The organism is Streptomyces peucetius (assembly GCF_025854275.1).
Lineage (GTDB): Bacteria > Actinomycetota > Actinomycetes > Streptomycetales > Streptomycetaceae > Streptomyces > Streptomyces peucetius_A.
Window position 1 is genome coordinate 7,837,714 of record NZ_CP107567.1, and the last position, 15,014, is coordinate 7,852,727.

At 69.5% G+C, this 15,014-nt stretch carries 8 protein-coding genes and 3 pseudogenes; 3 read left to right on the forward strand and 8 right to left on the reverse strand.

Annotated features, from left to right (window positions below; all coding sequences use genetic code 11):
* Positions 1–9: 9 nt before the first annotated feature.
* Positions 10–2,076, forward strand: coding sequence for a SpoIIE family protein phosphatase (locus OGH68_RS35410; RefSeq protein ID WP_264249678.1), 2,067 nt, complete (start codon positions 10–12; stop codon positions 2,074–2,076).
* A gap of 228 nt (positions 2,077–2,304) precedes the next feature.
* Here OGH68_RS35410 and OGH68_RS35415 read toward each other — a convergent pair whose 3' ends face one another.
* From OGH68_RS35415 to OGH68_RS35425, 4 genes and pseudogenes are all read right to left on the reverse strand, one after another.
* The gene (locus tag OGH68_RS35415; protein WP_264250442.1) at positions 2,305–2,787 is read right to left on the reverse strand and encodes an NAD(P)/FAD-dependent oxidoreductase; all 483 of its coding nucleotides are present in this window, start codon (positions 2,785–2,787) and stop codon (positions 2,305–2,307) included.
* A 62-nt stretch (positions 2,788–2,849) separates the two neighbouring features.
* A pseudogene (locus OGH68_RS36565) lies at positions 2,850–3,413 on the reverse strand (FAD-dependent oxidoreductase); the annotation flags it as partial.
* Positions 3,410–3,565 (reverse strand): annotated as a pseudogene (locus tag OGH68_RS36570) (FAD-dependent oxidoreductase); the annotation flags it as partial. The pseudogenes OGH68_RS36570 and OGH68_RS36565, both read right to left, overlap by 4 nt.
* Positions 3,566–3,691: 126 nt before the next feature.
* Complete coding sequence (locus OGH68_RS35425; RefSeq protein WP_264249679.1) at positions 3,692–4,189, reverse strand: sodium:solute symporter family transporter; 498 nt, start codon at positions 4,187–4,189, stop codon at positions 3,692–3,694.
* On the opposite strand from OGH68_RS35425, the gene OGH68_RS35430 reads away from it, so the two are divergent.
* A complete protein-coding gene (locus tag OGH68_RS35430; RefSeq protein WP_264249681.1) occupies positions 4,182–4,310 on the forward strand; it encodes a hypothetical protein in 129 nt (42 codons plus the stop codon). The genes OGH68_RS35425 and OGH68_RS35430 overlap by 8 nt on opposite strands.
* 23 nt (positions 4,311–4,333) lie before the next feature.
* On the opposite strand, the gene OGH68_RS35435 is transcribed toward OGH68_RS35430, so the two are convergent.
* From OGH68_RS35435 to OGH68_RS35450, 4 genes are read right to left on the reverse strand one after another with little or no spacing between them, the layout of a single operon-like run.
* On the reverse strand, positions 4,334–5,005 hold the full coding sequence (locus OGH68_RS35435) for a 4'-phosphopantetheinyl transferase family protein (RefSeq protein WP_264249683.1): 672 nt from the start codon (positions 5,003–5,005) through the stop codon (positions 4,334–4,336).
* Positions 5,002–5,859 (reverse strand): metallophosphoesterase family protein, encoded by an 858-nt coding sequence (locus OGH68_RS35440; RefSeq protein ID WP_264249684.1) that lies wholly within the window; start codon positions 5,857–5,859, stop codon positions 5,002–5,004. The genes OGH68_RS35435 and OGH68_RS35440 overlap by 4 nt, the downstream gene beginning before the upstream one ends.
* Positions 5,856–6,302 (reverse strand): cobalamin B12-binding domain-containing protein, encoded by a 447-nt coding sequence (locus OGH68_RS35445; protein ID WP_264249685.1) that lies wholly within the window; start codon positions 6,300–6,302, stop codon positions 5,856–5,858. Before OGH68_RS35445 ends, OGH68_RS35440 begins: the two co-directional genes overlap by 4 nt.
* A gap of 25 nt (positions 6,303–6,327) precedes the next feature.
* Positions 6,328–7,908: a methylmalonyl-CoA mutase gene (locus OGH68_RS35450; protein ID WP_264249686.1), complete on the reverse strand. Its 1,581-nt coding sequence runs from the start codon at positions 7,906–7,908 to the stop codon at positions 6,328–6,330.
* A gap of 1,546 nt (positions 7,909–9,454) precedes the next feature.
* On the opposite strand from OGH68_RS35450, the pseudogene OGH68_RS35455 reads away from it, so the two are divergent.
* A pseudogene (locus OGH68_RS35455) lies at positions 9,455–14,932 on the forward strand (SDR family NAD(P)-dependent oxidoreductase); the annotation flags it as partial.
* Positions 14,933–15,014 lie beyond the last annotated feature (82 nt).

Genomic DNA, 15,014 nt, shown 5'->3' on the forward strand with positions numbered 1-15,014 from the left:
AGGTCTGGGATGGCTGCCGAATCCTTCCCGTCCAACGGTGACGAGTACGATCCCGAGCCGCCTCGGCCGACCGGCCTGCTGGATGTGCTGAGCGTGGCCGCGGTCGTCGTCGACGCCGACGGGCGCCTCGTGTTCTGGACCCCACAGGCCGAGGAACTCTTCGGCTACACCTCGGAAGAGGCCCTCGGCAAGTACGCGGCACGGCTGTTCATCCATCCCGAGCACCTGCAGGCTGTCACGCGTCTGTTCGCGGAGGTGCTGGAAACCGGCCGGAGCTGGGCCGGCGCCTTCCCCATCCGTCACAAGGACGGCAGCATCCGGCTGACGGAGTTCCGCAACATGCGGCTGCTGGACGATCGCGGGGGTGTCCACGCTCTGGGCATCGCAGCCGACCACAACCTGCTCCAGCGCGTCGAGACCGATCTGGCGCTGTGCGAGCGGTTGATCAACCAGTCGCCGATCGGCCTCGCCCTCATGGACCCCGACCTGCGGTATCTCCTGGTCAATCCGGCTCTGGAGCGTATCGACGGCATCCCCGCCGAAGACCACATCGGCCGCGGTCTGAGAGAGACCTTGCCCTTCCCCGACGTCGACACCGTCGAGTCCGCGCTGCGTCAGGTGCTCACCACCGGCAACCCGCTGCTCGACCAGTACCACGTGGGCCGCCCCCCGGCCGACCCCGACCACGAGCACGCCTGGTCCCTCTCCTTCTACCGGCTGGAGGACCCCGGCGGGCGGGTCCTGGGAGCGGCTACCTCGGTCGTTGACGTCACCGAGCGGCACCGTGTGGCTGCCGAGGCCGACCGGGCCCGGCGACGCCTGGCCCTCATCGCCGACGCCTCCACCCGTGTGGGCACCACCTTGGAGGTGGAGCGGACCGCCCAGGAACTGGCCGAGATCGCCACCCCCGAACTCGCCGACGTGGTCGCCGTCGACATCCTGGACTCCGCCCTGGCCTGCCGCCGCGCAGGCAGACCGGACGACGGCCCGGAGCTCTTCCGCGCCCTTGCGCTCAAGGCGGCCCACCCCACCGTGGCGCTGCGCGCCGCCGACCCGCCCGGTGACCTCGCGGCCTACGACGGTGACCGCCTGGTCACCCTGTGCGTCCACACCGGTCGGCCGATCCTGGTGCGCCATGTCGGCGACCGCGATCTGCCGCGCATCGCCCGTAACGCCGAGGCCACCTCGCTTCTGGCCCGCGCCGGCGTCCATTCCTATCTCGCCGTGCCATTGATCGCCCACGGCGAGGTGCTCGGCGCCCTCGACCTCAAGCGCACCCGCAACCCGCTCCCGTTCGAGGAGGACGACGTCGTCCTGGCCAGTGAGCTGGCCGGCCGTGCCGCCGTGGCCATCGACAACGCCCGCTGGTTCCAAAGCGTGCGCAACACCGCCCTCACCCTCCAGCGCAGCCTGCTGCCCGATCACCCGCCTCACCACACCGGTCTGGAAATCGCCTCCCGCTACCAACCCGCTCAGGCCACCAGCGAGGTAGGCGGCGACTGGTACGACGTCATTCCTCTGGCTGGCGACAGGACCGCCCTGGTCGTCGGCGACGTCATGGGCAACGGCATCGACGCCGCGGCCACCATGGGCCGACTGCGCACCGCCACCTGCGCCTACGCGGAACTCGACCTCGCCCCGAGCGCCCTGCTCCAGCACCTGGACAAGATCACCTGCGACCTGGAGCACTACATCGTCACCTGCATCTACGCCGTGTACGACCCACGCACAAGGGAGTGCCACATGGCCAACGCGGGACACATGCCGCCCGCCCTGGCCCGCCAAGGCCACACCCCCGCACTGCTCGAACTGCCCCCCGGAGCCCCGCTCGGCGTCGGCGGCATCCCCTTCGAGACCACCACCGCCGAGCTCAGCACCGGCGACCTGCTGGTCCTCTACACCGACGGCCTCGTCGAAACCCGGCACCACCCCATAGACGACCGCCTGAACCTCCTCCTCAGCTTCCTCGACGCCCCCGGCCGGCCCCTCGAAGAAGCCTGCGACCTCCTGCTGCACGGCCTGCGCCACCCCGACGACCACGACGATGTCGCCCTGCTCGTCGCCCGGACCCTGTAGGGCGTACGGCCCGTCGGCCGCGCGGAGCCGCACAGACACAGCGCTGCGCGAGGCTCCTGTCGGTCCACTTCGAGGAGCCGAGACCAGTTGTGGATCTCCCCGTGGGGAATCCTTGTCGAACACGCCGACCGGTGTGCGGTTCGTGTTTCCGGCCACCTGACCCGTGGACGGCGCCCCGCCGTGCGTAGACGGGCTTGATGCCCCGCCGTCCGCCGAGGTGTCACGGCTTCACCGCCGTAGGTGGGTTCGGCGGGCCAGGCGGGCGGGGGAGAAGGGGGCCGCGCGCGGGGCGGCTGTTGCGGGGTCGGTGAGGAGGTCGGTGATCAGGCGGCCGGTGGAAGGGCCGAGCATGTTGTGGCCCGTGGCGAGCAGGATGCCGGGGTGGCCGGGCAGGGTGCCGATGAGGGGGAGACCGTCGGGTGTCATCGTGCGGGAGCCGACCCACTCCTCCTGGCGGTCCGCCCAGTCGACGTCGCGCAGGTAGGGGCGTACGGCGGCCACGAGGGCCCGGATACGGCGCTCGCGGAAGCGGTCGTGGTCGCGGTCGAGCTCCATGGTGCCCGCGACGCGCAGTCGGCTGCCCATGGGAGTGAGGACAGCGCGTGCGGCGCCCAAGTGGACGACCCGGCTGGGAAGTTTCGGCAGGTCGACACTGAAGCTGTAGCCCTTTCCGGGATACATGCCGATGTCGACGCCCAGGTCCCGGCAGATGTCCCGTGACCGGACCCGGCCGCGACGACGGTACGCCCGGCGGTGTAGGAGCCCGTTGTGGTGTGCACCTCCGTGCCGCCGCCGGGGCGCCGCGTACGCATGGCCGTGACGCGCGCACCTTCGACGACACGTACGCCCTCGGCCCGTTCCAGGTCGGCCAGCTGGTCCACGAAGCGGAAGGGGTCCAGGGAGCGTTGGCCCTCTACGGCGAAGCCGGCCCGGGCGCCCGCCGCCAGGCAGGGTTCCTCTGCCGCGAGCTCCTCGTGGGTGAGGATGCCGCGTGCGTCGAGGGGCGCGCCCCGGCAGCGGTAGCCGGCGAGCGCCTGGGCCGCCGTCTCGGTGGAGGGGAAGGCGAAGAGGAAACCGCTCTTGTCGGTGGCGTCGCCGACGCCCGACGCTTCGAGCTCGTCGAAGAGCGCGAACGCGTTCGAGGCGAGCGAGGCCAGCGCCGCTGCCCCCGCCGCATGCCGACGAGCGCTGCTGTTGCCGGGTGAACCGCACCAGGAACCAGCAGTTGGGCGCTGGCCTGGGGGTGGATGTACAGGGCGCTGTCCGGCCGGTGCAGGCCGCGCAGCGAGGGGCCGATGATGGCGGGGCCTGGCAGCGGCTCCACGAGATCGGGGCAGATTTCGCCCGCGTTCCCTCGTGAGGCGCCGCTGCCCACCCGGTCCCGTTCGAGGACGGTCACCTCGAAACCGGCGGTGCGCAGGTAGTGCGCGGTGCACAGTCCGACGAGTCCTCCAACGATGACGGTGACGGTGTGGGGGGCAGGGGACAGAAGGGGGTCACCGGTCGCCTGCCTCGCGCATCTCCTGGAGGTAGACGCGGGTCCCGACGACGGCGATGACCAGGGCCGCCGCGATGACGATCACGGGGACGGCGTAGAGCAGCAGGGTGTACATGGTCAGTTGCCTTCCTGGGCGAGGGCGGGTGCGGGCTCCGGGTCGACACGGAGGTCGACGTCGGCGGCGAGGTCGAGGCGGTCGTGCCGCGAGCCGAAGGCGTAGGCGAGCGCGTACGCCACGATGTTGACCGCGACGCCGACGATGAGCGCGGTGATGCCGAAGGGCTCGTTCAAGCCCCACAGCCACATGCTCATCGCGGTGCCGCCCGCGACGATGGACACCACCTCTGCGATACGGCTGCGCAGGCCGAACACCACGCCGGCGACGAGCGGGACGACGACCGTGGGTGCCCACAGGTTGTACGTCAGCAGCAGCGCGTCGATGATCGACGGCGCGGAGAGCGCGAAGATCACCACCGCGACGCCCACCACCAGGGTGACCAGCCGCTGCACCAGCAGTCGCCGGCGGTCACTCGCCGCCGGACGCAGTAACGGGACGTAGATGTCCTTGGTGAAGGCGACGGCGGTGGAGTTGAGGTACGAGTCCGCCGTGGACATGATCACCGCCAGCCGGGGCGGCCAGGACGAGCCCGGTGATGCCGACCGGCAGCAGATTCGCGGCGACGGTAGGCAGCGCGCTGATCTGCCCCTTGAGCAGGGCCAGGAACAGGACGGGTGAGACCGCCGCTCGGCCGTGGCCGATCACCCGCCCGGACGCGCTCCGGGAACGGAAATGGCAGTGATCAGCAAACCGTCATGGGCAAGCCATCGGCCTTCCAGGCGGCTGGGCAACGCTGCTTGCGGAGGGTGGTCCGGCAATCGGAGCCGGGCGGTGAACCTGCCGGTGTCCGGATCGACGGAGATATCGGCGTCCTCGAATTCCAGGCGTTGTCCTGTGCATGGATACCAGCTTTTGTAGACGGCTTCCTTCATGCTGAACAGCAGGTGATCCCAGTGAACTCCAGGCGCGGTGCGGTTCAGTACGCGCACCCTGCGCTGTTCCCCGGGCAGCGCGATGGATTCCAGGACCCCTTCCGGCAGCGGCGTGTTGGGTTCGGCATCGATTCCCAGCAGCATCATGTCGGTGGTGCGGGCGATTGCGGCTGCGCGGTATCCGGCGCAGTGGGTGATACTGCCGACGACACCCTCGGGCCATTGAGGAGCGCCGTGGCGGCCGGGGAGTACGGGGCGCGGCGGCAGGCCGAGAATGCCCAGGGCCTCGCGGGCGCATCGCCGGGCGGTGGAGAACTCACGCTGCCGCGCTGCCACCGATGTCTCGATGAGCCGGCTCTCTTCCGGAAAGAGATCCGTTCCCGGAAGGTCGGCGAATGCCTCGGAGACTGCGACGCCGGCCGGGAGGATGCGTTCGATCACGAGTTCCGTCCACCGGGTGCGGGCGCCGACGGCAGAATGCGGCGCAGCCCTACGTCGGGGTGGCCGGACCGGCGCCATTCACGTGGGTAGCCGACGGAGACCTCCTCGAACCTCACGCCGTCGTGCCAGGTGGTGCGCGGGATGTGGAGGTGCCCGTAGACGACGGTGTGTGCCCGGAAGCGGCGGTGCCAGTCTGAGGTGCGCACGGTGCCGCACCACTGCGCGAACTCGGGGTATCGCAGGACGCGGGTGGGATCGCGGACGAGCGGATAGTGGTTGATGAGCACGGTCGGCAACGTCGGATCGCATTCCGACAGACGCCGCTCCGTCTCCGCGACTCTCGCGTGACACCAGGCTTCCCGGCTGGGGTAAGGATCGGGGTGCAGGAAGTATTCGTCGGTGCACACGATGCCCCGGCTGTGGGCAAGGGCCAGTGACGCCTCTTTGGTGTCGGTGCCCGGAGCCCGGAAGGTGTAGTCGTAGAGAACGAACAGCGGCGCCACCGTGACCGGTCCGCCTGGCCCGTTCCATATGGCGTACGGGTCCTCCGGAGTGAGGATGCCGAGACTTCTGCACATGTCCACGAGGTGCTCGTAGCGTTGCTGCCCGCGTAGTTGCAGCGTGTCCTCGGCACATGTCCACAATTCGTGGTTTCCAGGAGCCCAGATGACCCGGGCGAACCTGTCACTCAACGTAGCCAGCGCCCAGGCGATGTCGTGGGAGAACTCTCCCACGTCACCGGCGACGATCAGCCAGTCCTCATCGGACACCGGCCGCAGACCCTCCACGATCTTGCGGTTGTCCGGGTGATTGACATGGAGGTCGCTGATGGCCAGCAGGCTTCCCCGACTCATATTCCGCCCGTCCGTTCCCGGCCCGCCAGGACATGGGCACTGTCTTTGCCACCGGCCCGGCCCCGGAGCCAGTCCACGACCTTCTGCGTGGGCGTCCCCGGGGTGAAGATCTCAGCCACCCCCAGCTCCTTGAGCGGGGCGATGTCCGCCTCCGGAACGATGCCGCCGCCGAAGACCTCGATGTCCGCAGCGTCACGTTCCCTCAGCAGGTCGACCACTTTGGGAAAGAGCGTCATGTGCGCCCCGGACAGGATCGACAGGCCCACGAAGTCGGCGTCCTCCTGGATCGCGGTGCTCACGATGTGCTCGGGCGTCTGGTGCAGACCGGTGTAGACGACCTCCATCCCGGCGTCGCGCAAGGCCCGTGCGATGACCTTGGCCCCGCGGTCGTGACCGTCGAGACCGGGCTTGGCCACGACGATCCGGAGCTGATTCCTCATCATTGCGTCGTCCTTTCTCACAGCGGGATCAGAAGGCATCGGTGGGGGTGTAGGTGCCCCACACCTCGCGCAGCGCGTCGCAGACCTCGCCGACGGTGGCATACGCGGCCAGTGCGTCCTTCATGGGATAGAGGACGTTGTCCGTGCCCGCCGCCGCCTTCTTCATCCGTGTGAGTGCTTCATCGACCCGCGTGAAGTCACGCAGGGCGCGTACCTTGCACAGGCGTTCGGCCTGATGCGCCTCGATCGCCGGGTCGACGCGCAGCGGCTCGTACGGCTCCTCGGTGTCCAGCGTGTAGCGGTTGACGCCGACGACGACGCGTTCACCGGAGTCGGTCTCCTGGGCGAAGCGGTAGGCCGAGCGCTCGATCTCGCTCTTCTGGAAGCCGCGCTCGATCGCGTTGACCGCGCCGCCCATCTCCTCCACCTTCGCCATCAGCCCGAGGATCTCCGCCTCGACGTCGTCGGTCATCTTCTCGACGACGTAGGAGCCGGCGAAGGGGTCGACGGTCGCGGTGACGTCGGTCTCGTAGGCCAGGACCTGCTGGGTGCGCAGCGCGAGGCGGGCGGATTTGTCGGTCGGCAGGGCGATCGCTTCGTCGAAGGAGTTGGTGTGCAGCGACTGGGTGCCGCCGAGGACGGCGGCGAGGCCCTGGACGGCGACCCGCACCAGGTTGACCTCGGGCTGCTGCGCGGTGAGCTGCACCCCGGCGGTCTGGGTGTGGAACCGCAGCATCAGCGACTTGGGATTGCGGGCGCCGAACTCCTCACGCATCACCCGCGCCCAGATCCGTCGTGCGGCCCGGAACTTGGCGACCTCCTCCAGGATCGTCGTCCGCGCCACGAAGAAGAACGACAGCCGCGGCGCGAAGTCGTCGACGTCCATCCCGGCGGCAACGGCACAACGCACGTACTCGATGCCGTCCGCGAGCGTGAACGCGATCTCCTGCGCGGGCGAGGCACCGGCCTCGGCCATGTGGTAGCCGGAGATCGAGATCGTGTTCCACTTCGGGATCTCGGCCCTGCAGTACTTGAAGATGTCCGCGATCAGCCGCAGCGACGGCTTGGGCGGGAAGATGTACGTGCCACGGGCGATGTACTCCTTCAGCACATCGTTCTGGATGGTGCCGGTGAGCTTGTCCGCCGGTACGCCCTGCTCCTCACCCACCAGTTGGTACAGCAGAAGAAGCAGCGCCGCCGGGGCGTTGATCGTCATCGACGTGGAGACCCTGTCCAGCGGAATCCCGCCGAACAGAAGCCGCATGTCGTCGATCGAGTCGATCGCCACCCCGACCTTGCCGACCTCGCCGTGCGCGATCGCCGCGTCCGAGTCGTGCCCCATCTGGGTCGGCAGATCGAAGGCCACCGACAGACCCGTCGTGCCGTTCGCGATCAGTTGCTTGTAGCGCGCGTTCGACTCCACCGCCGTACCGAACCCGGCGTACTGGCGCATCGTCCACGGCCGGCCCGTGTACATCGACGGATACACACCCCGCGTGAAGGGATACCCACCCGGCTCACCCAGCTTCTGCGCCGGATCCCAGTCCGCAAGCGCATCGGGCCCGTAGACCGGCTCGATGGGCAGTCCCGACTCAGACGTGCGCGCCATGTGACTCTGCCTCCATGTGAATGCCTCCCAGTGACGAACTCGGTGTGCTGCGGCGGCTTCCCCGAAGCCGAGAAGGGCTGTTGGTACGGTCACGCGCCCTGCGAACGCGAAGGAGCGTCACAGGTGCCGGCGGTGGGGGGGCACGGAATCGGGGGTGCGTTGCTGGCGCCGTCGGCCGGCGGTGGTGCGGAATCAGGCGGGTCGGGATGGTGGTGCGGTGCCGGGCAGAAGCGGCGCACGGACGACGACGAGGGCGTCGTCGACCTCTTCGGCGGCGGCGCGCGTCACCTTCGGCGGCGAAGGGGAGGGTGCTCGGCTCGCCGTGCACAACTCGACCGTCGCGGGCGCGCAAGGCGTCGGCTTCGGCAATCCGGCGATGGAAGATGACGTTGGCCGCATCCGCACCTTGACCGCGGCCCGGCAGGGCCCTGCGTAGCTGAGGCCGGCGCCGATGGACCGAGACCATAACGACCGAGGCGCCGTTTCAGCTTGGAACATAGAAGACCGTCATTCCTTGCGTCAATAGCTGCCGGGCACGAAAGCCGGTTCAGGCTGTCGACCGTGCGGTCGCACGTGCGGATCGGCTGTCCGCTCGTACTTCGTCCGGGCGCGCATTCTCGGCGGACGATGCCGACCTGGCGTTACTCGGGGAAACCCTTGCTGAGGCGTAGCGCCCGCAGCGGCGCGCCATGCGGGGGGACGTATTCCATTCGTGTGCTGGTGCAAGATTGAACTTAATTGGCGCCACCGCGCGGCCCGGGAAGCACTCTGTGACGCAGAAGTAAATATTGGTGTCGCCGCCGATTAGCGGAATGCCGAGCTCCTCCCCCGAGCACACGCGAAAGCCGCAGGTCAGGACGTGACGCCGGCCCTCCTGGTCGACCCAGGAGACTCCGCAACTCGCCGACACGCCACGGGGTGTTGGCCGGTCGGGCTTTGACGAAGCGGTCACTCTTCGCCATACTCATTTTCAGGTTGGCTAGATCGCACGTTCGGGGGATCGGGGGTTCGGGGGAGCCGTCGCTTGGTTGCTTCGCTGTGGTGAATTCGACTCATCAGAGCCCGCAAGCGGCATGGCTTGAACACGGGGAAACATAGGGGGAATAAGCCCGGGCACAAGTGTGTCCCGTGATGCTTTGGAGAAACGCTGTCGCCCGGCCGGCATCCGGCGCGCGCTCGGTCTGTTTCAGTGTCCGCAGCCATGCCTGAACGGCACCGCGATCTCCAAAGCCATCACTGCGGTATGCGGCGATAAACCAAGCCGCGCGACCTTGAGACCACAACGACCTTTTGAATGACGCTGCTCTTGTCGAGTGGCTGACGACTGGTGCCGTCCACCGGCCCGGTCCAATAAACACACCCTCTTACGTACGGCTCAGTGACGGTGCGGTCGCTGTGTCTATTGCGGCATGGCCCGACGAACCCTGATTCGGACGGCCAGGAGGAAAGGACGTGACATGAGAGCTGTCCAGAACGTGGTCGCCGCCATGCGCTCGGACGTGGAGGAGTAGGCATGTCCACCGACAAGAACGACATCGTCGGAGCCCTCCGGAGGTCGCTCAAGGAAACCGAGCGTCTCCGGCGGCAGAACCAGCAGCTGGTGGAGCAGGCGAGCGAGCCGTTGGCGATCGTCGGCATGAGCTGCCGCTACCCCGGCGGCGTGACCTCGCCCCAGGAGCTGTGGGATCTGGTGGCATCGGGCCGGGACGCGGTGTCCCCGTTCCCGTCCGACCGCGGTTGGGATCTGGACCGGCTCTACGACGCAGACCCGGACCACCCGGGCACCGCCTACACCCGTGAGGGCGGGTTCGTGGAGGGCGCCGGCGAGTTCGACGCGGAGTTCTTCGGACTGAGCCCGCGCGAGGCGATGGTGACGGACCCGCAGCAGCGGCTGCTGCTGGAGACCGCGTGGGAGGCGTTCGAGGACGCGGGCATCGACCCCACCTCCCTGCGCGGCAGCGACACCGGTGTCTTCTGCGGACTGATGTACTCGGACTACCAGTACGTCGCCGGTACGAGCGACCGGCGGTCCGAGATCGAGGGCTACCTGACGATCGCCTCCTCGGCGAGTGTCGCGTCCGGCCGGATCTCCTACACCCTCGGATTCGAAGGACCGGCCGTCACGGTCGACACCGCCTGCTCGTCCTCACTCGTCTCCATCGCCCTGGCCTGCAAGGCCCTGCGATCGAGGGAGTGCTCACTGGCTCTCGCAGGCGGTGTCACGGTACTCGCCCGGCCGAGCATCTTCGTCGAGTTCAGCCGGCAGCGCGCGATCTCGTCGGACGGGCGCTGCAAGTCGTACGCGGCCGCCGCCGACGGCACGGGCTGGGGCGAAGGCGCGGGTCTGCTCCTGCTGGAGCGGCTGTCCGACGCCCGCCGCAACGGCCACCGCGTCCTTGGCCTGGTACGCGGCGGTGCGGTGAATCAGGACGGTGCGAGCAACGGTCTGACCGCGCCGAACGGTCCCTCGCAGGAACGGGTGATCCGCCAGGCGCTCGCCAACGCGGGTCTGCGGCCGTCCGAGGTGGACGCGGTCGAGGGACACGGCACCGGCACCAAGCTGGGCGACCCGATCGAGGCCGAGGCACTGCTGGCGACCTACGGCCGTGAGCGGGACGGGAACGGTCCGCTGCTGCTGGGGTCGGTCAAGTCCAACATCGGTCACACCCAGGCCGCCGCGGGTGTGGCCGGTGTGATCAAGATGGTCATGGCGATGCGGCACGGCGTGCTGCCGGCCACGCTGCACGTGGACGAGCCGTCGCCGCATGTGGACTGGGCCTCGGGTGCGGTGGAGCTGCTGGCGCATGCGCGGGAGTGGCCCGCCTCCGAGCAGCGTCCGCGGCGTGCGGGTGTGTCGTCGTTCGGGATCAGCGGCACGAACGCGCACGTGATCGTGGAGGAGGCGCCGGCCGAGGAGCCTGCCGGGGACTCGGTTGAGCCGTCCCGGCCGGTGGGCGTCGTACCGGTGGTGGTGTCGGCGAAGTCCGCGGTGGCGTTGCGGGAGCAGGCGGCTCGTCTGCGGGAGCGTCTGCTTGCTGAACCCGGTGTGGGTCTGGGTGATGTTGCGTTTTCGGCGGTGATGTCGCGGGCGCGGTTGGAGCATCGTGGTGCGGTGGTCGCGGCCGGTCGTGAGGAGTTGCTGGCGGGGCTTGCGGCTCTGGCTGTGGGTGAGTCGGCTGCGGGTGTGGTCGAGGGTCGTGTGGTGGGTGGCAGGACGGCGTTCCTGTTCACGGGTCAGGGGTCTCAGCGGGCTGGTATGGGTGTGGGGCTGGCGGCGGTGTTCCCGCGGTTCGGCGAGGTGTTGGACGAGGTGTGCGCGGAGTTGGATCCGCGGGTGGGTTGTTCGGTTCGGGAGTTGTTGGAGGCTCAGGAGGGTTCGGCGGGGGCTTTGTTGCTGGATGCGACGGAGTTCACGCAGGTGGCGTTGTTCGCGGTGGAGGTGGCGCTGTTCCGTCTGGTCGAGTCGCTGGGTGTGTGTCCGGATTATGTGATCGGGCATTCGGTGGGGGAGATTGCGGCGGCTCATGTGGCGGGGGTGTTGTCGCTGGCGGATGCGTGTGAGCTGGTGGTGGCGCGTGGTCGTTTGATGGGGGGGTTGCCGGCTGGTGGTGCGATGGTCGCGGTGCAGGCCGGTGAGGTGGAGGTGGCGGAGTCGCTGGTCGGGTTCGTGGGCCGGTTGGAGATCGCGGCGGTGAACGGGCCGCGGGCGGTGGTCGTGTCGGGTGATGCGGATGCGGTCGAGGAGTGGTTGGCGGGGTGGCAGGGGCGTAAGGCGACGCGGTTGCGGGTCAGTCATGCGTTCCACTCGCCGCGGATGGAGCCGATGCTCGCCGAGTTCGAGGAGATTGCCCGGGGCTTGTCCTATTCGGTGCCGCGGATTGCGTTGGTGTCGAATATGACCGGTGGGCTGGTGTCGGCGGAGGTGGCGGATCCGGAGTACTGGGTGCGTCATGTGAGGCAGGCGGTGCGGTTCGCCGACGGGGTGCAGACGTTGTGGGATCTGGGGGTGCGCCGGTTCCTGGAGTTGGGTCCGGACGGTGTGCTGACCGCGATGGCACGCCAGTGCCTGGAGGACGGCGAGGCCCGGGACGTGGATGTGGATGCTGTGTTGGTGTCAACGTTGCGGGCCAAGCAGGAGGAGGCGTCGACGTTTGCCGGGTTCCTGGCCCGGGCGCACATCGCCGGGGTGCAGGTGGACTGGAACGCACTGTTCCAGGGCACGGGTGCCAGGCGGGTGGAGCTGCCGACGTATGCGTTCCAGCGGGAGCGGTACTGGCTGACCAGCGCTGCTGCTGCGGGCGACGTGGCCGTCGCCGGCCTGGTCCGGGTCGAGCACCCCATTCTGGGCGCGGCGGTGCAGGTCGGTGACCGCGACGAGTGGGTGCTCGCCGGGCGAATATCGCAGGACTCTCAACCCTGGACCCGTGACCACGCTGTGCTGGGCACCGTGATCGTCCCCGGCACCGCGCTGGTCGAGCTCGCGCTCACCGCCGGCCGCCAGGCCGATGCCCCCGTGGTGGACGAGCTGGTGCTGGAAGCACCGCTGGTCCTGGCCGACGACGCGGCGCTGCAGGTGCAGGTCACGGTCGGCCGGGCCGGGGAGGACGGCCGCCGCGAGGTCGCCGTCTACACCCGCCCGGAGACCGGCGAGGACGACGAGCAGGACACGACCTGCCACGCCCGCGGCCTGCTCGCACCCGAAGCTGAGCCGATCGCGCCGTGGCCCGCCGAGTGGCCGCCCGCCGACGCCGAGCAGCTGCCCGTGGACACCCTCTACGCCAACCTGGCGGACCTCGGCTACGACTACGGCCCCCTCTTCCACGGGATGCGCGCTGCCTGGCGCGACGGCGACCACACATACGCCGAGGTGGAACTGCCCGGCGACACCGGTGGCGAAGGCTTCGGTATCCACCCGGCCCTCTTCGACGCAGCCCTGCACGGCACGCTGCTGGACAAGGAGGCGGGATCCGCGCTGGAACTGCCGTTCTCCTGGTCCGGCGTGCGGCTCGGGCAGACCGCGATCTCGCGGGCCCGGGTGCGGATCGCTCCCGAGGGTGAGTCCGCGCTGCGGGTGGACATCGCCGGCGAGTACGGCGAGCCGGTGCTGAGCATGGCGCGTCTCGACCTGCGACCCGTGGAACAGGCGCAGCTGGACAGTGGTCAGCGCGTCAAGCAGAACTCCCTGTTCCAGCTCGACTGGGCCGAAGCCCCGGCTGCGTCGCCCGCTTCGTCGGCGTCGGTGCGGGTGGCCGTCCTCGGCGACCTCGCGGCGTCGGGCGAGCGGTTCGCCGACCTGGACGCACTCGAGAAGACTCTGGCCGATGGGGCGGCCACACCAACGGTCGTTCTTGCGACAGCCGAGGCCCCGGTCGAGGCGCCGACCCTCGACGCGCCCGAGGCCGCACGGGCCGCTGCGGCCGGCGCACTCGCCCTGGTGCAGCGGTGGCTCGCCAGCGAGTGGCTGGGCGAGGCACGGCTCGTGGTGGTGACCCGTAACGCGGTCGCCATCGGTGACGAGAGGCCGGATGTGGCCCACGCTCCGGTCTGGGGTCTGGTGCACAGCGCCCAGGCCGAACACCCGGGCCGGTTCCTGCTCGTGGACCTCGACGACAACGCCGAACAGCCGGACTGGGGCACGGTGCTCGGCCTGGACGAGCCGCAGCTCGCCGTGCGCGGCGGCCGACTGCTCGCCCCGCGCCTGGCGCGCGTGTCGACGGCACCGGACGCCATGCCCGCACTGGACGGGACCGTGCTGATCACCGGTGGAACCAGTGGTCTGGGCGCTCTGTTCGCCCAGCACGCCGTTCAGCGTCACGGTGTGAAGCAGCTGTTGCTGGTCAGCCGTCGTGGCGCGGCCGCCGACGGTGTCGCGGAGCTCGTCGCCGAGTTGGCGGCGGCCGGCGCCACGGTGCGGGTCGAGGCGTGTGACGTCTCGGACCGTGACCAGCTCGCCGGGATTCTGGGCTCGTTGGAGCGGCCGCTGTCGGCGGTGGTGCATGCGGCGGGTGTGCTGGACGACGGTGTGATCGAGGCGATGACGCCGGAGCAGGTCGAGCGGGTGATGCGTCCGAAGGTGGACGCGGCGTGGCATCTGCACGAGCTGACCGCCGGTATGGACTTGTCGGCGTTCGTACTGTTCTCCTCCGTCGCCGCACTGATCGGAACCCCCGGCCAGGCCAACTACGCCGCCGCCAACGCCACCCTCGACGCACTCGCCCACCTGCGCCGTACCGAAGGCATGCCCGCCACCTCGCTGGCCTGGGGCCTGTGGGCGGAAGCCGGCGGCATGGCCGGCGGCCTGGCCGACGTCGAAGTCGCGCGACTCGAGCGCATGGGTGTCGGTGCGATCCCCACCGACCTCGGGCTGAAGCTGTTCGACCAGGCCCTTGCGATCGACGCGGCGCTGCTCGCGCCCGTGCGGCTGCACCCGGCCGCCCTGAGGGCGCAGGCGCGAGCGGGCGTGCTCCCCGCGCTGATGCGTGGGCTGGTGCGTACGCCGGCCCGCCGAGCCGAGGCGAACATGTCGCTCGCGCAGCGGCTGGCCGATGTGGCGGACGCCGATCGGGAACGGTTCGTGCTCCAGCTCGTCCAGGCGCAGGTCGCGGGGGTCCTCGGACACACGTCGCCAGGGGCGATCGATCCGGTGCGCGCGTTCCAGGAGCTGGGGTTCGACTCGCTGAGTGCGGTCGAGCTGCGCAACCGGCTCACCCAGGCCACCGGTCTACGGCTGCCGTCGACGCTGGTCTTCGACCACCCGACGTCGGCGGCGGTCACCCAGCTCCTGCTGACCGAGGTGGCGGGTACCGTCGCCGAACCGCCGATCGACCGGGAGCTGAAGAAGCTCGAGGACACGCTCGCCGGGATCGCCGACGGCGACAAGCAGCGTGTGGCCGGCCGCCTGCGCACGCTGCTGGCCACGATCACCGAGAACGAGCACCCCACCGGCGAGCGTGCCCAGATCGAGGCGGCCACCTCCGCGCTGGAGATCCTCCAGATGATCGACGCCGAGTTCGGCGAGGCGTGAAACCCCCAGTGCTCGGACGAGACCGGACGACTACCTCAGAAAGAACATGGTCATGAGTGGTGACAGCAACGACCTCCAGCAG

Bases quoted from the DNA above. Each gene is read 5' to 3' on its own strand.
- OGH68_RS35410 (WP_264249678.1), top strand. From the start codon at position 10: ATGGCTGCCGAATCCTTCCCGTCCAACGGTGACGAGTACGATCCCGAG.
- OGH68_RS35425 (WP_264249679.1), bottom strand. From the start codon at position 4,189: ATGTCCACGGCGGACTCGTACCTCAACTCCACCGCCGTCGCCTTCACC.
- OGH68_RS35440 (WP_264249684.1), bottom strand. From the start codon at position 5,859: ATGAGTCGGGGAAGCCTGCTGGCCATCAGCGACCTCCATGTCAATCAC.
- OGH68_RS35445 (WP_264249685.1), bottom strand. From the start codon at position 6,302: ATGATGAGGAATCAGCTCCGGATCGTCGTGGCCAAGCCCGGTCTCGAC.
- OGH68_RS35450 (WP_264249686.1), bottom strand. From the start codon at position 7,908: ATGGCGCGCACGTCTGAGTCGGGACTGCCCATCGAGCCGGTCTACGGG.